The sequence below is a fragment of the Nostoc sp. genome (assembly GCF_054880495.1).
Genome location: NZ_JBTYKD010000030.1, coordinates 42,966 through 61,955 on the forward strand (window position 1 = coordinate 42,966; position 18,990 = coordinate 61,955).

32 protein-coding genes are annotated in these 18,990 nt (G+C 45.3%); 31 read left to right on the forward strand and 1 reads right to left on the reverse strand.

Annotated elements, in window-relative coordinates; genetic code table 11:
- Window positions 1-126: 126 nt before the first annotated feature.
- The 30 genes from rplD (at window position 127) to prfA (ending at window position 17,844) form a co-directional block, all read left to right on the forward strand.
- Window positions 127-765 carry a 50S ribosomal protein L4 gene (gene rplD / locus ACYTXL_RS03560; protein ID WP_334905252.1) on the forward strand — a complete coding sequence of 213 codons (639 nt, stop codon included), beginning with the start codon at window positions 127-129 and terminating at the stop codon, window positions 763-765.
- Complete coding sequence (locus tag ACYTXL_RS03565; RefSeq protein WP_196518341.1) at window positions 758-1,072, forward strand: 50S ribosomal protein L23; 315 nt, start codon at window positions 758-760, stop codon at window positions 1,070-1,072. The genes rplD and ACYTXL_RS03565 overlap by 8 nt, the downstream gene beginning before the upstream one ends.
- 154 nt (window positions 1,073-1,226) lie before the next feature.
- Window positions 1,227-2,090, forward strand: a complete 864-nt coding sequence (rplB, locus tag ACYTXL_RS03570) for a 50S ribosomal protein L2 (protein WP_292799301.1) — start codon at window positions 1,227-1,229, stop codon at window positions 2,088-2,090.
- Window positions 2,091-2,233: 143 nt separating this feature from the next.
- Window positions 2,234-2,512: a 30S ribosomal protein S19 gene (gene rpsS / locus ACYTXL_RS03575; RefSeq protein WP_012410721.1), complete on the forward strand. Its 279-nt coding sequence runs from the start codon at window positions 2,234-2,236 to the stop codon at window positions 2,510-2,512.
- Window positions 2,513-2,593: 81 nt separating this feature from the next.
- Entirely contained in the window at window positions 2,594-2,950 is a 357-nt protein-coding gene (rplV, locus tag ACYTXL_RS03580) for a 50S ribosomal protein L22 (RefSeq protein ID WP_334789337.1), read from the forward strand.
- 54 nt (window positions 2,951-3,004) lie between these two features.
- Window positions 3,005-3,784: a 30S ribosomal protein S3 gene (rpsC, locus tag ACYTXL_RS03585; protein ID WP_292799306.1), complete on the forward strand. Its 780-nt coding sequence runs from the start codon at window positions 3,005-3,007 to the stop codon at window positions 3,782-3,784.
- Window positions 3,785-3,871: 87 nt separating this feature from the next.
- The gene (gene rplP, locus ACYTXL_RS03590) at window positions 3,872-4,297 is read left to right on the forward strand and encodes a 50S ribosomal protein L16 (RefSeq protein WP_461922207.1); all 426 of its coding nucleotides are present in this window, start codon (window positions 3,872-3,874) and stop codon (window positions 4,295-4,297) included.
- A gap of 3 nt (window positions 4,298-4,300) precedes the next feature.
- On the forward strand, window positions 4,301-4,528 hold the full coding sequence (gene rpmC / locus ACYTXL_RS03595) for a 50S ribosomal protein L29 (protein WP_292799312.1): 228 nt from the start codon (window positions 4,301-4,303) through the stop codon (window positions 4,526-4,528).
- A 6-nt stretch (window positions 4,529-4,534) separates the two neighbouring features.
- Window positions 4,535-4,783, forward strand: coding sequence for a 30S ribosomal protein S17 (rpsQ, locus tag ACYTXL_RS03600; RefSeq protein ID WP_292799315.1), 249 nt, complete (start codon window positions 4,535-4,537; stop codon window positions 4,781-4,783).
- A gap of 46 nt (window positions 4,784-4,829) precedes the next feature.
- Window positions 4,830-5,198, forward strand: coding sequence for a 50S ribosomal protein L14 (gene rplN / locus ACYTXL_RS03605; protein WP_069070772.1), 369 nt, complete (start codon window positions 4,830-4,832; stop codon window positions 5,196-5,198).
- Entirely contained in the window at window positions 5,198-5,551 is a 354-nt protein-coding gene (gene rplX / locus ACYTXL_RS03610; RefSeq protein WP_292799317.1) for a 50S ribosomal protein L24, read from the forward strand. Before rplN ends, rplX begins: the two co-directional genes overlap by 1 nt.
- Window positions 5,552-5,656: 105 nt before the next feature.
- Window positions 5,657-6,205, forward strand: coding sequence for a 50S ribosomal protein L5 (rplE, locus tag ACYTXL_RS03615; RefSeq protein ID WP_292799320.1), 549 nt, complete (start codon window positions 5,657-5,659; stop codon window positions 6,203-6,205).
- A gap of 20 nt (window positions 6,206-6,225) precedes the next feature.
- Window positions 6,226-6,627, forward strand: coding sequence for a 30S ribosomal protein S8 (rpsH, locus tag ACYTXL_RS03620; protein WP_012410712.1), 402 nt, complete (start codon window positions 6,226-6,228; stop codon window positions 6,625-6,627).
- Window positions 6,628-6,705: 78 nt separating this feature from the next.
- A complete protein-coding gene (rplF, locus tag ACYTXL_RS03625) occupies window positions 6,706-7,254 on the forward strand; it encodes a 50S ribosomal protein L6 (RefSeq protein WP_292759691.1) in 549 nt (182 codons plus the stop codon).
- A 2-nt stretch (window positions 7,255-7,256) separates the two neighbouring features.
- Window positions 7,257-7,619, forward strand: a complete 363-nt coding sequence (gene rplR, locus ACYTXL_RS03630) for a 50S ribosomal protein L18 (RefSeq protein WP_099101131.1) — start codon at window positions 7,257-7,259, stop codon at window positions 7,617-7,619.
- A 180-nt stretch (window positions 7,620-7,799) separates the two neighbouring features.
- Window positions 7,800-8,327, forward strand: coding sequence for a 30S ribosomal protein S5 (gene rpsE / locus ACYTXL_RS03635; RefSeq protein WP_094328453.1), 528 nt, complete (start codon window positions 7,800-7,802; stop codon window positions 8,325-8,327).
- 198 nt (window positions 8,328-8,525) lie between these two features.
- Window positions 8,526-8,969, forward strand: a complete 444-nt coding sequence (gene rplO / locus ACYTXL_RS03640) for a 50S ribosomal protein L15 (RefSeq protein WP_292799326.1) — start codon at window positions 8,526-8,528, stop codon at window positions 8,967-8,969.
- Between the two features lie 73 nt (window positions 8,970-9,042).
- Entirely contained in the window at window positions 9,043-10,356 is a 1,314-nt protein-coding gene (secY, locus tag ACYTXL_RS03645; protein ID WP_292799328.1) for a preprotein translocase subunit SecY, read from the forward strand.
- Window positions 10,356-10,910, forward strand: coding sequence for an adenylate kinase (locus tag ACYTXL_RS03650; RefSeq protein ID WP_292799331.1), 555 nt, complete (start codon window positions 10,356-10,358; stop codon window positions 10,908-10,910). The genes secY and ACYTXL_RS03650 overlap by 1 nt, the downstream gene beginning before the upstream one ends.
- Window positions 10,911-11,177: 267 nt before the next feature.
- Window positions 11,178-11,402: a translation initiation factor IF-1 gene (gene infA, locus ACYTXL_RS03655; RefSeq protein WP_006276978.1), complete on the forward strand. Its 225-nt coding sequence runs from the start codon at window positions 11,178-11,180 to the stop codon at window positions 11,400-11,402.
- 117 nt (window positions 11,403-11,519) lie between these two features.
- Complete coding sequence (rpmJ, locus tag ACYTXL_RS03660; protein WP_015129703.1) at window positions 11,520-11,633, forward strand: 50S ribosomal protein L36; 114 nt, start codon at window positions 11,520-11,522, stop codon at window positions 11,631-11,633.
- 115 nt (window positions 11,634-11,748) lie between these two features.
- Entirely contained in the window at window positions 11,749-12,129 is a 381-nt protein-coding gene (gene rpsM / locus ACYTXL_RS03665) for a 30S ribosomal protein S13 (protein ID WP_461923528.1), read from the forward strand.
- Window positions 12,130-12,183: 54 nt separating this feature from the next.
- Complete coding sequence (gene rpsK / locus ACYTXL_RS03670; protein WP_012410703.1) at window positions 12,184-12,579, forward strand: 30S ribosomal protein S11; 396 nt, start codon at window positions 12,184-12,186, stop codon at window positions 12,577-12,579.
- Between the two features lie 393 nt (window positions 12,580-12,972).
- Window positions 12,973-13,920, forward strand: coding sequence for a DNA-directed RNA polymerase subunit alpha (locus ACYTXL_RS03675; protein ID WP_334905198.1), 948 nt, complete (start codon window positions 12,973-12,975; stop codon window positions 13,918-13,920).
- A 32-nt stretch (window positions 13,921-13,952) separates the two neighbouring features.
- Entirely contained in the window at window positions 13,953-14,303 is a 351-nt protein-coding gene (gene rplQ, locus ACYTXL_RS03680) for a 50S ribosomal protein L17 (RefSeq protein ID WP_094349105.1), read from the forward strand.
- 109 nt (window positions 14,304-14,412) lie between these two features.
- Entirely contained in the window at window positions 14,413-15,261 is an 849-nt protein-coding gene (truA, locus tag ACYTXL_RS03685; protein WP_461923529.1) for a tRNA pseudouridine(38-40) synthase TruA, read from the forward strand.
- Window positions 15,262-15,381: 120 nt separating this feature from the next.
- The gene (rplM, locus tag ACYTXL_RS03690) at window positions 15,382-15,843 is read left to right on the forward strand and encodes a 50S ribosomal protein L13 (RefSeq protein WP_292799340.1); all 462 of its coding nucleotides are present in this window, start codon (window positions 15,382-15,384) and stop codon (window positions 15,841-15,843) included.
- Window positions 15,843-16,259, forward strand: a complete 417-nt coding sequence (rpsI, locus tag ACYTXL_RS03695) for a 30S ribosomal protein S9 (RefSeq protein WP_012410698.1) — start codon at window positions 15,843-15,845, stop codon at window positions 16,257-16,259. Before rplM ends, rpsI begins: the two co-directional genes overlap by 1 nt.
- A 140-nt stretch (window positions 16,260-16,399) precedes the next feature.
- Window positions 16,400-16,642, forward strand: a complete 243-nt coding sequence (rpmE, locus tag ACYTXL_RS03700; RefSeq protein ID WP_292799343.1) for a 50S ribosomal protein L31 — start codon at window positions 16,400-16,402, stop codon at window positions 16,640-16,642.
- Between the two features lie 104 nt (window positions 16,643-16,746).
- Window positions 16,747-17,844: a peptide chain release factor 1 gene (gene prfA / locus ACYTXL_RS03705; RefSeq protein WP_461923530.1), complete on the forward strand. Its 1,098-nt coding sequence runs from the start codon at window positions 16,747-16,749 to the stop codon at window positions 17,842-17,844.
- A gap of 9 nt (window positions 17,845-17,853) precedes the next feature.
- On the opposite strand, the gene ACYTXL_RS03710 is transcribed toward prfA, so the two are convergent.
- Window positions 17,854-18,300, reverse strand: a complete 447-nt coding sequence (locus ACYTXL_RS03710) for a hypothetical protein (RefSeq protein ID WP_461923531.1) — start codon at window positions 18,298-18,300, stop codon at window positions 17,854-17,856.
- 240 nt (window positions 18,301-18,540) lie between these two features.
- Between ACYTXL_RS03710 and ACYTXL_RS03715 the strand changes: the two genes are divergently transcribed.
- On the forward strand, window positions 18,541-18,903 hold the full coding sequence (locus tag ACYTXL_RS03715) for a helix-turn-helix domain-containing protein (protein WP_461923532.1): 363 nt from the start codon (window positions 18,541-18,543) through the stop codon (window positions 18,901-18,903).
- Window positions 18,904-18,990 lie beyond the last annotated feature (87 nt).

The window sequence follows — 18,990 nt, forward strand, 5'->3', positions numbered from 1 at the left end:
AAAAGTCATTAGTCAGTAGTCATTGGCTAAAAACAAATGGCAAAAGACCAATAACAAATGACGCCATGTGCTTCACTTGGGAGAAGACCGCAGTGGCTCACAAATGACAAAGGACAGATAACAAAGATGGTTGAAAGCGTAGTTAAAAATTGGCAAGGAGAACAGGTTGGTGAGACGACCTTCGAGTTGCGCGTTGCCAAAGAACAAACAGCGTCTCATATAGTACACCGCGCCTTAGTACGGCAATTGACCAATGCTCGTCAAGGAAATGCCAGTACAAAAACTCGTGCTGAAGTCAGAGGTGGCGGCCGTAAACCTTGGCGACAAAAAGGTACTGGTCGCGCTCGCGCAGGCTCTATTCGTTCACCATTATGGCGTGGTGGTGGTGTGATCTTTGGGCCAAAGCCCAGAGACTTCAACCTCAAGTTGAACCGCAAAGAGCGGCGTTTAGCATTGCGGACAGCATTTGTAGGGCGCATTGACGACTTGATAGTAGTAGAAGAATTTAGCACCGAGCTATCTCGCCCCAAGACTAAAGAATTAGTGGCAGCCCTTGCCCGTTGGGGAGTGGTACCAGAAAGCAAGTCACTGTTAATTTTGTCCGAGATTGCGGATACAGATAACATTTATTTGTCAGCCCGCAACATTGAAAATTTAAAACTAATTGCAGCCGACCAGCTAAATGTTTTTGATTTACTGCACGCTGACAAAATTGTAGTTACGGCATCAGCCCTAGAAAAAATTCAGGAGGTCTACAGTGCCTAGCTTTGACCCCCGCGACCTTGCCGACTTAGTGCGTCGCCCAATTGTCACCGAAAAGGCGACTATCTTGATGGAGCAGAATAAGTATACCTTTGAAGTAATTCCAAAGGCATCTAAGCCAGAAATCAAGGCTGCGATCGAAGACTTGTTTCAGGTCAAGGTTGTAAAAGTCAACACCATCCTACCACCGCGTAAAAAGCGGCGCGTTGGTAAATTTATTGGTTATAAACCCCAATATAAGCGAGCTATTGTCACCGTCGCACCTGGAGATGAAGACAAGATTAGACAAGTCCTATTCCCAGATGTCTAGGAATTTTAGATTTTAGGTTTGAGATTTTAGATTGAAGAGTTTAGTAAATAAGTACCAAAGATGGTCGCAATTATTTAAACACTCATTAAATCCAAAATCAAAAATCCAAAATTAAGTAAATCCAAAATTAAAAATCCAAAATCCAAAATAGATTATGGGTACTCGTTCTTATCGCCCTTATACCCCCAGCACTCGCCAAGTTACAATCTCTGACTTTGCGGAAATTACCAAAACCGAGCCAGAGAAATCCCTAACAACCTCGAAGCATCGCGCCAAAGGTCGGAATCATCACGGACGGATTACTAGTCGTCGCCGGGGTGGCGGACACAAACAGCTTTATCGGATCATCGATTTTAAAAGGGATAAGCTTAATATTCCTGCCAAAGTCGCAGCGATTGAATACGATCCTAACCGCAATGCCCGAATTGCCCTTTTGTATTACCAAGATGGCGAAAAACGGTACATTCTCCACCCCAACGGGTTGAAAGTTGGAACAATAATTATTGCTGGGCCTGAGGCTCCCTTTGAAGATGGTAATGCTTTACCCCTCTGGAAGATTCCCTTGGGTACTAGTGTTCACAACGTAGAACTGACTCCTGGTAAAGGTGGTCAAATGGTGCGTGCTGCTGGTGCTAGCGCCCAAGTTGTGGCAAAAGAAGGTAATTATGTAACTCTGAAGTTGCCTTCAGGAGAAGTCCGCCTGATTCGACGCGAGTCCTACGCCACCATTGGGCAAGTCGGCAACACCGACGCTAGAAACCTCAGTGCAGGTAAAGCCGGACGAAATCGCTGGAAAGGTCGCCGTCCTAAGGTTAGAGGTAGCGTCATGAACCCCGTTGATCACCCACATGGAGGTGGTGAAGGTAGGGCACCTATCGGTAGATCGGGACCTGTAACACCTTGGGGTAAACCTACATTGGGTGCGAAGACACGCAATCGCAAGAAACTTAGCAGCAAATTGATTGTACGTCGTCGCCGTAAATCTTCTAAACGCGGTCGCGGTGGTCGTGAATCATAGAATTTTAGATTTTAGATTTTGGATTTTAGATTGGGGTTTACTTGTAAACATTGAAAATTTGTGAAACTTGATTAAGACACCTAATTATCCAAAATCGAAAATTCTAAATCCTAATTCCTAAATCCTAAATCCAAAATAGAACTATGGGTCGTTCTCTAAAAAAAGGTCCTTTCGTTGCGGACCATCTCCTAAAGAAAATTGAAAAGCTCAACGACAACAATAGAAAAGAAGTTATTAAAACTTGGTCACGAGCTTCGACGATTTTGCCCCTAATGGTAGGTCATACCATAGCTGTTCACAACGGACGCCAACACGTTCCAGTTTTTGTAAATGAACAGATGGTGGGACACAAGTTGGGGGAATTTGCCCCGACACGCACCTACAGGGGTCATGGAAAAAGCGACAAAAAAGCAGGTAGGTAGTCATTAGTCATGAAGTCATTAGTCATTAGCTAAAGACAAGTGACAAATGACCAATGAGAAATGACAAAATTGGAGAAAATTATGGCTAATGATACTACTGAAGTAAAGGCGATCGCTCGTTTTATCCGCATCTCGGCCTACAAGGTTCGTCGCGTACTCGATCAAATCCGGGGGCGATCGTACCGAGAAGCGCTAATCATTCTGGAATTCATGCCCTACCGCGCCACTGAACCCATATTGAAGGTTCTCAGAAGCGCTGCTGCCAATGCCGAACACAACGCTGGGTTAGATCGGACTCAACTGGTAATTACTCAGGCTTATGCCGATCAAGGACCGCCGTTGAAGCGGTTCCAGCCAAGGGCGCAAGGTCGAGCTTACCAAATTCGTAAGCCGACGTGTCATATTACTGTGGCTGTTGGAGCTGCTCCAGTAAAATAAGCTTTTTTTACACGAATAAATCGCGTCAAGTCAGAAATTTTAGAGGAAGCATTCGTGGGACAGAAGATTCATCCAGTTGGTTTTCGCCTGGGTATTACACATGAACATCAATCCCGTTGGTTTGCTGTTCCTGATCGCTATCCAGAACTTCTACAAGAAGACTACAAACTCCGTCAATACATAGAACAAAAGCTGGGTAGACTGGCTCAAAACAACGCCGGAATTTCTGAGGTACGAATTGAGCGGAAAGCCGACCAAATCGACTTAGAAGTACGCACAGCTAGACCAGGTGTAGTAGTTGGACGTGGTGGGCAAGGTATCGAATCCTTACGTACCGGACTCCAAGGACTGTTGGGGAGTAATCGGCAAATTCGCATTAACGTAGTTGAAATCCAACGAGTTGATGCTGATGCTTACCTGATTGCGGAATACATTGCTCAACAATTGGAACGCCGGGTTTCCTTTCGGCGGGTAGTGCGACAATCGATTCAGCGTGCCCAACGCGCTGGTGTTCAAGGTATTAAAATCCAAGTCAGCGGTCGGCTCAACGGTGCAGAAATTGCCCGGACAGAGTGGACTCGTGAAGGGAGAGTGCCTTTACATACCTTGCGGGCTGACATTGACTACTCTTATTGCACAGCAAAAACTGTTTACGGCATTTTGGGTATCAAAGTATGGGTGTTTAAGGGAGAAATTATCCCTGGACAGGAAGAAATTCCGTTACCACCCGCAACTCGTGATCCACGCGATCGCGGTGATCGCGATCGTGAACCCCGTCGTCGTCAACAACAACGTCGTCGCCAGCAATTTGAAGACCGCTCAAATGAAGGATAAATCGTCATTAGTTATTAGTCATTAGTCATTAGTAAATGGCAGATGACAAATGACAAATGATAAATGACAAATGACAAGTGACAAACCATGTTAAGCCCTAGAAGAACTAAATTCCGCAAACAACAGCGCGGACGGATGGAGGGACTAGCCACCCGTGGCAGCACCCTCAACTTCGGTGATTTTGCACTCCAAGCGCAAGAACCTGCTTGGATTACCGCTCGGCAAATCGAAGCTTCGCGTCGGGCAATGACCCGTTATATTCGTCGGGGTGGACAAATCTGGATTCGGATTTTCCCTGATAAACCTGTAACCATGCGTCCTGCTGAAACCCGGATGGGTTCCGGTAAAGGTTCGCCAGAGTACTGGGTAGCTGTAGTCAAGCCAGGGCGAATTTTGTTTGAAATCGGTGGAGTTACTGAAGAAATCGCCCGTGAAGCGATGCGCTTGGCCTCATTTAAGCTGCCCATCAAAACCAAGTTTATTGTGCGCTCTCAACCACAGGAGCAGGAGTAGCTTATGCCTCTTCCCAAAATGTCAGAAGCTAGAGAATTAAGTGACGAGAAACTCTCTGATGAAATTGTCGCCATCAAAAGACAACTATTTCAGTTGCGTTTGCAAAAAGCCACCAGACAACTAGAAAAGCCCCACCAGTTCCGACAAATCCGACACCGATTAGCCCAATTGCTGACGCTAGAAACAGAACGCAAACGGGCTGCAAGTGAATCGGCTAAAGAAGAAAAGTAGGAGATTATGACAGTTAAAGAACGAGTTGGCTTGGTAGTGAGCGATAAAATGCAAAAAACTGTGGTAGTTGCCATAGAAAACCGCGCTCCTCACCCTAAGTACGGCAAGATTGTAGTTAACACTCAACGATATAAAGTTCACGACGAAGAAAATCAGTGTAAAGTAGGCGATCGCGTTCGCATTCAGGAAACTAGACCCCTGAGTAAAACCAAGCGCTGGAAAATCACAGAAGTCCTAAACGTCAAACCTACTTAAACCTCATCGTTGTTAGAAACTAACAACATTACAAGGGAGAATAATTGTGATTCAACCCCAAACTTACCTGAATGTCGCAGATAATAGCGGCGCCCGTAAACTAATGTGCATCCGCATCTTAGGTGGAGGCAACCGCCGTTATGGTTTTATCGGCGATAAAATTATCGCCGTTGTCAAAGATGCTACACCCAACATGGCTGTAAAAAAGTCTGATGTCGTGGAAGCCGTAATTGTCAGAACTCGGAAAGCTGTATCTCGTGACAGTGGCATGAGCATTCGCTTTGATGATAACGCTGCTGTGATCATCAACAAAGACGGTAATCCCAGAGGCACACGGGTTTTTGGCCCAGTTGCACGGGAACTGCGCGATAAAAACTTTACCAAAATTGTTTCTCTGGCTCCGGAGGTGCTTTAATGGCAACCAAACAAGGTACGCCCAAAGTATTCCACAAAATGCACGTCAAAACTGGCGACACTGTACAAGTGATTGCTGGCAAAGACAAAGGAAAAGTTGGCGAAATTACTCAGGCACTTCCCCAACTGAGTAAAGTTATCGTCAAAGGTGTCAATATTAAAACCAAGCACGTAAAACCCCAGCAAGAAGGGGAATCAGGGCGGATTGTCACCCAAGAATTCCCGATTCATAGCTCCAACGTGATGCTTTATTCCACCAAGCAAAACGTTGCCAGTCGTGTCTGTTATACCTTTACCTCAGAAGGGAAAAAAGTCAGGAAACTCAAGAAAACTGGCGAGATTCTGGATAAATAAGAATTAGCCAACTTGAGATTTTAGATTTTAATCCAAAATCTAAAATCCAAAATCTAAAATTAAAGGTTCCCTGACCAAGCCCAGGGATATCAGGACAAAAAAACCATGGCGACAACAAGACTAAAAACCTTATATCAAGAGACAATCGTCCCCAAACTGGTCAATCAGTTTCAATATACCAACGTTCATCAAGTGCCGAAGTTGGTAAAGGTTACGATTAACCGAGGTTTGGGTGAAGCGGCTCAAAATGCGAAGTCACTAGAGGCATCCATTAACGAAATTGCCGTGGTAACAGGTCAAAAGCCAGTGGTGACACGGGCGAAAAAGGCGATCGCTGGCTTTAAGATTCGTCAGGGTATGCCTGTAGGGATCATGGTTACTCTCAGAGCCGAACGGATGTATGCCTTTTTTGACAGACTCGTTAGCCTATCACTGCCCAGAATTCGAGATTTTCGCGGTGTCAGCCCTAAAAGCTTTGACGGACGCGGTAACTACACTCTGGGTGTAAGAGAACAGCTAATTTTTCCAGAAGTCGAATACGACAGCATCGATCAAGTGCGTGGGATGGATATTTCCATCATCACCACAGCAAAAAACGACGAAGAGGGTCGCGCCTTACTTAAAGAATTAGGAATGCCCTTTCGCGATCAATAAGTTCATCAATAGAGGGAACGATGGCGGCTAACGACACAATTGCAGATATGCTGACGCGCATCCGCAATGCCAACCTGGCGCGGCATCAAACTACACAAGTGCCAGCTACAAAAATGACCCGGAGTATTGCCAAAGTACTACGGGAGGAAGGCTTTATTGCTGAAATTGAAGAAGCAGAAGAAGGGGTAAAACACAACCTGGTGATTTCCTTGAAATACAAGGGTAAAAACCGTCAGCCTCTGATCACCGCCTTAAAGCGAGTGAGTAAGCCTGGCTTGCGTGTTTACTCCAATAGAAAAGAATTACCAAGGGTACTAGGCGGCATTGGCATTGCCATTATTTCTACATCCAGTGGAATTATGACTGACCGCGAAGCGCGGCGTCAGAACTTGGGTGGGGAAGTGCTTTGTTACGTTTGGTAGTCATTGGTCATTAGTCATTTGTCATTAGTGAAACACAAAAGGCAAAGGACAAAGGACAAATAACAAAGGACAAAAGTCATGTCTCGTATTGGTAAACGTCCAATTACTATTCCCGCCAAAGTCCAAGTGGCGATCGATGGTGCGAATGTTGTGGTGAAAGGGCCGAAAGGAGAACTTTCTCGCACTCTCACAGCTAATGTCTCAGTCTCTCAAGAGGGAGAAATATTACACGTAACCCGTCGGGATGAAACTCGTACCTCAAAGCAGCTGCACGGCTTGAGCCGGACTTTAGTTGCCAACATGGTCGAGGGAGTTTCCCAAGGTTTTCAACGTCGGTTGGAAATTCAAGGTGTTGGTTATAGGGCACAACTTCAAGGGCGTAACCTAGTTTTAAATATGGGTTACAGCCATCAGGTGCAAATTGTTCCCCCAGATGGAATTCAGTTTGCAGTCGAAGGTACTACTAATGTCATTGTGAGCGGCTATGACAAAGAAATCGTAGGTAATACAGCCGCAAAAATTCGTGCCGTTCGTCCACCAGAACCTTACAAAGGTAAAGGCATTCGCTATGCCGGTGAAGTGGTCAGACGCAAAGCTGGTAAGACTGGTAAGGGTGGTAAGAAGTAGAAATGAAACTTACTCGTAGAGAATCAAAAAACCGTCGTCATCGACGTGTTCGTGGCAAAGTTATTGGCTCCCCAGAACGTCCTCGCCTAGCGGTATTTCGTTCTAATGAGCATATTTATGCTCAGATAATTGATGATACTCAGCATCAAACTATCGTGGCAGCATCGACTGTAGAACCAGAGCTGAAATCTAGTTTAGCGTCATGTGCAAACCGCGATGCGTCGGTGCAAGTTGGTAAGTTGATCGCAGTGCGATCGCTAGAAAAAGGCATCACCAAAGTAGTCTTTGATCGCGGTGGTAATTTATATCATGGTCGTGTCAAAGCCCTAGCTGATGCAGCACGCGAGGCTGGTTTAGATTTCTAAAGTCATTGGTCATTAGTCATTGGTCATTAGTTATTGGACAAATGACAAAAGACAAATGACAAAAGCCCCTCCGGGTGACGCTCGTGCCTCGCTAACGCAAGTTAGTCATGGGGGAAACCCCCAAGACCGCATTGGCTCACAAATGACAACTGACAAATGACGTTCACCAGAGCATAAATTATGGCAACAGAGCGTAAAAGTAGAACAAAGCGTGCCAAAAAAGAAGAAACCACTTGGCAAGAACGGGTTATTCAAATCCGACGCGTGAGTAAAGTGGTCAAAGGTGGTAAAAAACTTAGCTTCCGAGCGATCGTGGTCGTCGGTAACGAACGCGGTCAAGTTGGTGTCGGAGTAGGCAAAGCCTCAGATGTAATTGGCGCCGTCAAAAAAGGTGTAGCCGACGGCAAAAAACACCTGATTGATATCCCAATCACCAAATCCAACTCCATCCCCCATCCAATTGATGGTGTCGGTGGCGGTGCAAAGGTGATTATGCGTCCAGCCTCACCTGGTACTGGGGTAATTGCGGGTGGTGCTGTACGAACTGTGTTGGAATTGGCAGGAGTTCGTAACGTCTTAGCCAAGCAACTTGGCTCTAACAATCCGCTCAATAATGCTAGAGCGGCAGTCAATGCCTTATCTACACTGCGTACCCTTTCTGAGGTCGCTGAAGATCGCGGTATTCCTATTCAAAATCTCTACATCTAATTTAGTCATTGGTCATTGGTCATTAGTGAATAACAAAGGACAAATGACAAATGACAAAGCCCAAAGTCTGAGCGGAACTTTGTAAGAGACGACAAATGACGCCACCTGCTTCACTTGGGGAGACCCCTTGGCGCTAGCCTCTCCCTTTGGGAGAAGACCGCAGTGGCTCACAAACGACAAATGAGAACTTGATAACTTATGAGACTCCATGATATTAAGCCGCAAAAAGGCTCAAAGAAACGTAAGAAGCGTGTAGGTAGAGGTATTTCTGCCGGTCAAGGTGCTAGTGCTGGTCTAGGTATGCGAGGTCAAAAAGCTCGCTCTGGTAGTGGTACCCGACCAGGTTTTGAAGGTGGTCAACAGCCATTGTACCGCCGCTTGCCTAAGCTGAAGGGCTTTCCGATTGTGAATCAGAAGATTTACACTACGATTAATGTAGAGAAGCTAGCCTCCCTTCCCGCTAATACGGAAGTAACTTTGATTTCCTTGAAAGCCGCAGGTATTCTGACTGCTGTCAAGGGTCCATTGAAAATTTTAGGTAACGGGGAATTGAGCACTCCGCTCAAAGTACAAGCGGCAGCTTTCACAGGTACAGCTCGTAGCAAAATTGAGGCAGCTGGGGGGAGTTGTGAAGTCTTATGAGTGAGCCGGAACAGCGCACTTAAATGCAACCAACTCGCTGTCAGCGCCGAGTTCACTATAAAGGTAGCACTCTATGATCAGTCGAGATAAAGCCCCAACGGCTCAAGAAACTTTTATGCAGATGGCACAAGCAGCCGGGCTTAGAGGTAGGCTGCTTGTCACCGTCGGTATTTTAATTTTGGTTCGCTTGGGCATCTTTTTGCCCATACCAGGAATTAATCGAGAACGGTTTCATGAAGCCATATCGGGAAATAATTCCGTATTCGGTTTATTGGATATATTTTCAGGACGCGGACTTTCAACTTTGGGCGTTTTTGCTTTAGGGATTTTGCCCTTCATTAATGCCTCTATTATTATCCAATTGCTCACCGCCGCGATTCCATCTTTAGAAAATTTACAGAAAAATGAAGGCGAAGCGGGTCGGCGAAAAATATCGCAAATTACCCGCTATGTAACTGTATGTTGGGCAATTATTCAAAGTACAGCTTTCTCGGCATTATTCCTCCAGCAATTTGCCTTAAACCCAGGACCAATCTTCGTAGCTGAAACTGCGATCGCTCTGACAGCTGGTTCGATGTTCGTAATGTGGGCATCAGAACTAATTACAGAACGTGGGATTGGAAATGGAGCATCATTGTTGATTTTTGTCAACATTGTCGCCTCATTACCAAAAGCTTTAGGCGATACTATCGACTTGGTGCAAGTCGGCGGTCGGGAAACAGTGGGTCGGGTGATCGTATTGATCTTAGTTTTCCTGGCAACCATTGTTGGGATTGTGGTTGTGCAAGAAGGAATGCGCCGCATCCCGATTATTTCGGCTCGTCGCCAAGTCGGTCGTCGAGTTTTGGCAGAGCAACGTAGCTTTTTACCCTTGCGGCTAAATCAAGGCGGCGTAATGCCAATTATTTTTGCCGCAGCCATCCTCAGTTTGCCACTGCTGATAGCGAATTTTACTAAAAATACCGAATTGGCGAATATAGTTAACACTTATCTCAGTCCAAGCGGTTCTAGTTCCTGGGTTTATGCCTTGGTCTACATGATTTCGATCATTTTCTTCAGCTACTTCTATTCTTCGTTGATTCTCAACCCGGTAGATGTGGCGCAGAACTTGAAAAAAATGGGTTCTAGTATTCCTGGCATTCGTCCGGGTAAGGCGACTAGTGAGTACATCGAGCGCGTGTCGAACCGACTCACCTTTTTGGGGGCGATGTTTTTAGGCTTGGTTGCGATTATCCCAACCGGTGTAGAAAGTGCTTTAGGAGTACCCACTTTTAAGGGACTGGGTGCTACCTCTTTGTTAATTCTAGTTGGTGTGGCGATTGATACGGCAAGACAAATCCAAACTTACGTGATATCTCAGCGCTATGAAGGAATGGTGAAACAATAGTGACGCGACTAATCTTCTTGGGACCACCTGGAGCTGGTAAAGGAACACAAGCTCAAACCTTGGCTGAACACTTGAATATTCCCCATATTTCTACTGGTGAAATATTAAGACAAGCCATGAAAGAGCAAACTCTTTTGGGAATCAAAGCTCAAAACTATGTAAATAGCGGTGAGTTAGTACCCGATCAGCTAGTGCAGGACTTGGTACAGGAGCGCCTCAGCCAACCAGATGCAGAAAATGGTTGGATTCTTGATGGTTTTCCCCGCAAAGTGACGCAAGCGGCTTTTTTAGAAGAATTGCTGGAAACAATACATCAGAGTGGCGAAAAGGTAGTCAATCTAGATGCACCTGATGAAGTTGTGATCGCACGTTTGCTAGCTAGAGGACGAAAAGATGATGCCGAAGAGGTAATTCGTCGTCGGTTAGAAGTGTACCGCGCTGAAACTGCACCTTTAATTGATTATTACGGCGATCGCCAAAAACTTTTAACAGTAAATGGCAATCAGTCCCAAGAAGATGTCACTGGTGAACTCCAAAAGGTAATCGCTTCGTGAAAGGGAAGTGGGAAGTAGGGGAGGAGCTAGAGTAAGTTTAGTTTTTTCACAATGCGCAATACTTCTCTACGAGAGGCTGCGCCAACGACGCCACGCCGCTCAGTACAAATCAGTACAAGTGCCCCATGCCCCATGGCCCTCGCAAGAAAAAGATCAATTTTAGCTAAGATATATTAATAAACTGTTGATATTTTTCTTAAAATGTGTTTCTTTGCAGATGAAGTGCTGCAACTGAACAGGAGATTGTTGAGTTGAGGAAAAAACAAATTGTCTAAACAAGATTTGATTGAAATGGAAGGCACGGTTACAGAGTCCTTGCCTAATGCGATGTTTCGCGTTGACTTGGATAATGGCTTTAACGTGCTGGCACACATTTCCGGTAAGATTCGCCGAAATTATATCAAGATTTTGCCCGGCGATCGCGTCAAGGTGGAGTTAACTCCTTACGACTTGACAAAAGGCAGAATTACCTATCGCTTGCGTAAGAAGTAACTATATGTAGAGAATTTTACCATAAAAACATCTTTTTGACTGTTTCCTAGTCAATTAAGTTGATTAATTTCCCTAGAAATGCTATAATTTTATATTTGGAGTCAAAAAATAAAAGGCATGAAAGTTAGAGCCTCAGTCAAGAAAATCTGTGAAAAGTGCAACGTGATCAAACGTCGTGGTCGCGTCATGGTGATCTGCGTGAACCCTAAGCACAAGCAACGTCAAGGATAACGCTCTTACCAACAGAGCAAGTTGTAACACGTATGTGATCATTAAAACGAAAAGACGCGATTAATCACGTTTTTCCAACCAACAGTAATTGCGAGAACAATAGGGAGAGTTCATTGTGGCACGTATTGCCGGAGTAGACCTTCCACGCGATAAGCGCGTAGAGATCGGTCTGACTTACATCTACGGAATTGGGTTATCACGCTCTCAAGAAATTATAGCGGCTACTGGTGTGAACCCAGACACCCGCGTTAAGGACTTAAGTGATGCCGATGTGACAGCCCTGCGAGGGCAAATAGAAAGCAACTATCAAGTTGAAGGCGACTTGCGGCGCTTGGAGTCTTTGAACATCAAGCGCTTAGTTGACATTGGTACCTACAGAGGGCGTCGTCATCGTATGGGCTTACCAGTCAGAGGCCAAAGAACTCGCACAAATGCCAGAACCCGTCGAGGGAGAAGGCAGACAGTGGCTGGGAAGAAGAAGGCTCCAGGGAAATAATTTTGCAACGCTTGCTAATCCGAGCAAGTTTTACCTTAAATCAACTAAACAAGTATGGCGAGACAACCAACTAAAAAATCCGGGAGCAAGAAGCAGAAACGGAATGTACCCAGCGGGATGGCCTACATCCAGTCTACTTTCAACAATAGCATTGTCACCATTACCGATCAAAATGGAGATGTCATCTCCTGGGCTAGTGCTGGTTCTAGCGGTTTTAAGGGAGCAAAAAAGGGAACTCCCTTTGCAGCGCAAACTGCTGCTGAAAGTGCAGCCCGTCGAGCTATTGATCAAGGAATGCGCCAAATTGAGGTAATGGTCAGTGGTCCAGGAGCAGGTAGAGAAACCGCTATCCGGGCACTTCAAGGAGCAGGACTGGAAATTACACTGATTCGGGATATTACTCCGATTCCTCACAATGGTTGTCGTCCACCCAAGCGCCGTCGAGTTTAAACACCAAGACTTGGGCAGTGAGGACGAAAAGTTACAACCAGCAATGACCCCTTGGGCGTCTAACGTGCAAAGTGTCATTGGGTGAAAGCTTGGGCGAGCAGAAGCGTGTCAGATTTTCCCTCTGGGAAAGCTGTTAAACTTCCGGCTATCCAAAATATTATTAATCAATTTTGGATTTTAGATTTGCGATTTTAGATTGATCCCGACTATAAGGGTGCAGGGCTTCGTAGGTTTTAAGTTGATGATTTAAGATTTGTTCCGCCTACAAGAGGCGGAGCATAGACCAAAGAAGCACTATCTAAAATCCACAATCCAAAATCGAAAATTTGCAATCAATTCGGGAGGCAATTGATTTGTCTGCTAGCAGCACCTTAGAAAAAGGGAGGCTCATCCGTGGCGCAGTTTCAAATTGAATGTGTAGAGTCGAATACCGAAGAAAGTCGGAACCATTACAGTAAATTTGTTCTGGAACCTCTAGATCGCGGTCAAGGAACAACTGTTGGCAACGCACTGCGGCGGGTTTTACTGTCTAATCTAGAAGGTACAGCAGTTACAGCAGTGCGGATTGCAGGCGTTTCACATGAGTTCGCCACAGTTCCGGGCGTGCGGGAAGATGTGCTGGAAATCCTCATGAAAATGAAGGAAGTTATCCTGAAAAACTATTCTTCGCAGCCCCAGATTGGTAGATTACTCGTTAGTGGTCCAACAACAATCACTGCGGCGCATTTTGATTTGCCCAGTGAAGTAGAAGTGATCGATCCGACCCAGTATGTAGCCACCATCGCTGAGGGTGGAAAGCTGGAAATGGAATTTCGGATCGAGAAAGGCAAAGGCTATCGCACCGTCGAGCGAGGACGTGAGGAAGCCACATCGTTGGATTTTCTCCAAATCGACTCAATATTTATGCCGGTGCGAAAAGTCAACTACAGTGTTGAAGAATCTCGTGGGGAAGACTTGATTCCAAAAGACCGACTACTGTTGGAAGTTTGGACAAATGGCAGTATTTCCCCTCAAGAAGCACTATCTTCGGCCGCTGCGATCTTGGTAGATTTATTCAACCCGTTGAAAGACATCTCCTTAGAACCAACAGATACAGGTTCGGACATTCCAGACGACCCAACTGCCCAGATACCCATCGAAGAGTTGCAACTTTCTGTACGGGCATATAACTGTCTCAAACGGGCACAAGTTAACTCTGTGGCAGATTTGTTGGATTATACCCAAGAAGACCTCTTAGAAATTAAGAACTTTGGGCAGAAGTCAGCAGAAGAAGTTGTGGAAGCTTTGCAGCGACGCTTGGGCATCACCCTGCCAATGGAAAGAGGCTCTAAACACCCTTAAGAAAAACCGTTCATAATTCATAGTGCATAATTATGCGTCACCGTTGTCGCGTCAAAAAACTCAGTAAACCAGCCGATCAACGCCGTGCTTTACTGCGATCGCTCGCCACCGAGCTGATCCGTCATGGTAAAATCACCACCACTTTAATTAGAGCGAAAGTTCTGCGAAGTGAAGTGGAAAAAATGATTACCCTAGCCAAAAATGGCTCCTTGTCAGCACGCCGCGAAGCCCTTGGCTATATCTTCGACAAACAACTGGTTCACGCTCTGTTTGAGCAAGCTCCGACTCGATATGGCGATCGCCAGGGCGGTTATACCCGCATTCTGCGTACCGTACCGCGTCGGGGTGATAATGCCAAAATGGCCATAATTGAATTGGTTTAAGTCATTGGTCATTAGTCATTGGTCATTAGTCATTGGTCATTAGTGAATAACAAAGGACAACTGACAAAGGACAAGTGACAAATGACAAAAGACAAAGGACAAAATCTGTATGTTAGAAAGCCACCAGCCTACACAAACTCATCGAGTAGCCCTGGTTATCCAATACCTGGGCACTCATTTTCATGGCTGGCAACGGCAAAAAAAACACCGGACAGTCCAAGAAGAAATCGAAACAGCGATCGCTACTATTCTTGGGCATCATGTAACATTACACGGTGCCGGGCGAACTGATTCTGGAGTTCACGCTGCTGCTCAAGTGGCCCATTTTGAAACAACAGGTTTAATTCCGCCTCACAAGTGGGCAACAATCCTCAACAGCTATCTGCCGTCAGATATATTAATCAGGGCTTCAGCTAGTGTAGATAACCGTTGGCACGCCCGCTTTAGTGCAGCCTATCGACGGTATCGCTACACAATATATACTGAAGATCGGCTTAACTTGTTTGTAAGACCCTTCAGTTGGCATTATTATTATGCACCCCTGGATGAATCTTTAATTCAAGCTGCCCTGAAACCTCTCTTGGGAAAGCATCACTTAGCTGCTTTTCACCGTGCAGGCTCGAAGCGATCGCATTCCTGGGTAGAGGTGCAAGCAGCAGAGTGTCGTCGCAGTGGGCCATTTATCCATATTGAAATACAGGCAGATGGATTTTTGTATGGCATGGTACGGCTATTGGTAGGAATGCTGGTACAAGTAGGTTCTGGACAACGGACACTTTCTAGCTTCACCGAACTCTGGAAAGAACAACGTCGGGAAGAAGTAAAATACGCCGCACCGCCCCAAGGTTTGTGCTTGTTGCGAGTCGGCTATCCAGATTTTCCTTTTCCCAAAGAGATTTGGTACGACACCTTGCCAAAGTTCGTCACTAGTCAAGAGTCATTAGTCATTGGTCATTAGTAACGACAAATGACAAATGACTAATGACTAATGACAAATTACCCTCCGGGTTCGCCAGTTGCTCATGGGGGAAACCGCCAAGACCGCACTGGCTCAAAAATGACAAAGGACAAATGAAAAATGACAACGAGTAAAACATACCTTCCTTCTCAAGCATCCCTTGAGCATGAGTGGTACATAGTAGATGCCACTGATCAACGCCTCGGTCGCCTCGCCAGCGAAATCGCCCAGATTTTGAGAGGCAAAAAGAAACCGGAATATACACCCCACCTAGATACAGGTGACTTCGTAATCGTCATCAATGCCGAGAAAGTCGCAGTCACTGGCAAAAAGCGCACTCAAAAGCTTTACCGTCGCCATTCTGGTCGTCCCGGTGGGATGAAAACGGAAACTTTCGCTAAATTGCAACAGCGCATACCAGAGCGGATTTTAGAACAGGCTGTTAAAGGTATGCTACCTAAAAATAGCCTGGGCAAGCAGTTGTTCACCAAGCTGAAAGTCTACGCTGGTCCCACGCATCCCCACGATGCTCAACAACCGAAAGAACTACAAATTAGTACAATTCCTGGAGAAGAAAATTAATGGTAGTAGCAGATGCCAATAGCGGTCGCGCCGTATACTGGGGTACTGGTCGTCGTAAGAACGCAGTAGCAAGGGTACGCTTGGTTCCAGGCACTGGTCAACTGACTGTAAACGGTAAAGATGGAAATTTGTATTTCCAATTTAACCCCAACTACCTGGGAGTGATCAAAGCACCCTTGGAAACTCTGGGACTAGAAAACGAATATGACATTTTGGTGAAAGCAGAAGGCGGTGGCTTAACCGGACAGGCTGATTCTGTTCGTTTGGGAGTTGCTCGTGCTTTGTGCCAACTAGACCCAGACAACCGCCCACCTTTGAAAACCGAAGGTTATCTGACTCGTGATCCGAGAGCAAAAGAGCGGAAAAAATATGGTTTACATAAAGCCCGGAAAGCACCTCAGTATTCTAAGCGTTAGGGCATTAGGCATGGGGCATGGGGCATTGGGCATTGAGGATTAATCAATAACCAATAGTTATTCTTCCCCTGCTCCCGACTCCCTAGCCCCAATTGAACGCTGAAAGTTATAATTTATTATAGATTCATCACAAAAGAACAATGGCTAAATCTGATATTCACCCCAAGTGGTATCCAGACGCTAAAGTTTACTGCAACGGTCAAGTTGTTATGACCATTGGCTCTACTAAGCCAGAATTGCACGTAGATGTTTGGTCTGGAAATCACCCATTTTACACCGGCACTCAGAAGATTATTGACACTGAGGGTCGAGTAGAGCGCTTCCTCCGCAAGTACGGTATGAGCAGTACTCAAACATCTGGCGACGAAGAAAACAAAAAGTAGCGAGTTGGCTCTGCTGTTAACGACGGCCCTGCATCAGCTGGGTCGATTTTCATTTATATGCTCGAGCCAATTTGTTATTTTTTTAAGGAGCGATCGCACTGGTCATGGCTGAATCATACTTACTGGACAAACTAAAATCCGTTGAACAAACCTTTAATGAATTAACACGGCGTCTTGGCGACCCCGATACCGCTAGCAACCCTGATGAATATCAAGAAATTGCTAAGTCTCGTTCTTCTTTGGAAGAGGTAGTTAATACCTATGAAATTTGGAAAACAGCCCAAGAAGACTTGATTGGAGCGCGTCAGGTTTACAAAGAATCTGCGAGTGACCCAGAGTTGCAAGAAATGGCAGCACTAGAAGTCAAGGAACTTGAGGAAAAAATAGAATATTTAGAGACTCGCTTGAAAGTCTTGCTGCTACCACGCGACCCCAATGATGAAAAGAATATCATGTTGGAAATTCGCGCTGGCACTGGTGGCGATGAAGCAAGTATTTGGGCTGGCGATTTGATGCGAATGTACACCCGCTATGCCCAGACTCAAGGTTGGAAAGTTTCTCTAGTGAGCCAATCTCTAGGAGAAATGGGCGGCTGGAAAGAGATCGTTCTCGAAATTAAAGGTGATGACGTTTATAGTCAGTTAAAGTTTGAAGCTGGAGTGCATCGTGTGCAACGTGTACCAGCAACCGAAGCTGGGGGAAGGATTCATACTTCCACAGCGACCGTGGCGATTATGCCAGAGGTGGATGATGTGGAAATTCACATTGACCCGAAAGATATTGAAATGACCACAGCTCGTTCTGGTGGTGCTGGTGGTCAAAACGTCAATAAGGTGGAAACAGCCGCCGACTTGATGCACAAACCGACAGGAATTCGGATTTTCTGTACAGAAGAACGCAGCCAGTTGCAAAACAAAGAACGGGCGATGCAAATTCTGCGGGCGAAGTTGTATGAGATGAAGTTACGCGAACAACAAGAGGCTGTAACTTCCATGCGGCGATCGCAAGTTGGTACAGGATCGCGATCGGAAAAAATTCGCACCTATAATTATAAAGATAACCGCGCTACCGATCATCGCTTAGGTCAGAATTATTCCCTTAACCCTGTTTTGGAAGGTGATTTAGAGACGCTTATCCAATCTTGTATATCTCTAGACCAGCAAGAACGTCTTGCGGAGTTAGCGACTTCTGCCGCTAACTAATTTTTGCGGTTAAAAACTCTGTAAAACTACTTGTTGTACTGTTGCTTTTAAGACAGACAGGTGGTTTTCTAATATCAGGTCGAGTGCATCTTCTATTTCACTGGGATAATGGTAATAGGCAAATTCGTACTTCATAAAGTAATTTAGCTTCGCCCATTCCTTTAGGGTTTGACAGGTATAAATTAGCTTTTCTACTTCCTTTTGCCAACGCGCAAAAATCCGATAGCTAAAAAAGCTGCTGCACACATTGCCTTTTGCATCCCAGTAGGAAATACACACTTGATGCTTCAGACGGTGGATTTTTTTGATTTGTTTAACATCGTAGCCTTTAACTTTTAATGCTTCTTTGGTTTCTGCCTCAGAAATGTTCCACTGTTCTGGTTTAATTTTATTAGTGGCTATAAGATTTTTACCTTTGCGGCGATATTGATTAATTTTGCGTGGCTTGCGAAACATGATGCACCTTCGATATTATTTCTTCGCAGCAAAGTTTAGCTACTAGCTCAACTGCCGTAGCAAACTAAGTTTTTTGGATTGATTAAAGATAGATGGGTTCGTCTACTAGCTTGATGCCTGTAGTTGCCAATTTACAACTAGAGATATAGTTTAGTACTAAAACACAAGGCTGTCAATATAAAAGTAAACTTGTAATATTGGAAGTAAACTTGTAAATACAGTTGGCTAGCTATACAAGCAGTGAACATCGAAAGCAAAGAAAAACTGATTGAAATTATTAAACTAGCTCGCGGTTCAATGAGTCAGCGAGGGTTTGGTAAGCTTTTGGGAGTTTCTGCTACTGCCGTTCAGATGTGGGAAAAAGGTGTGAAAGTGCCAGATACTGAAAATTTGGCTCAAATCGCATCGAAAGCAGGCTACACAATGGAAGAGTTAATTAGCTGCATAGATGGCAAGCCAATTCCAGAAACCTCAGATTTGAGTCTGATTCTGAGACAAATCCAGCACATGCCTCTGGCACAAGTGGCTCAAATTGTGCAAGCTGCGGCAGATAGATTGGCGGCTGTGGCTGAGGCATCCGGGGATGAAGTAAAAGCAGGGTAAACGCATCTAAATCGCTCTCCCAAATTACTTAAAACTGGCTTCAAAAATCACGACTTATCCTGACTCTTTCCGGAACAATCCTTTAGA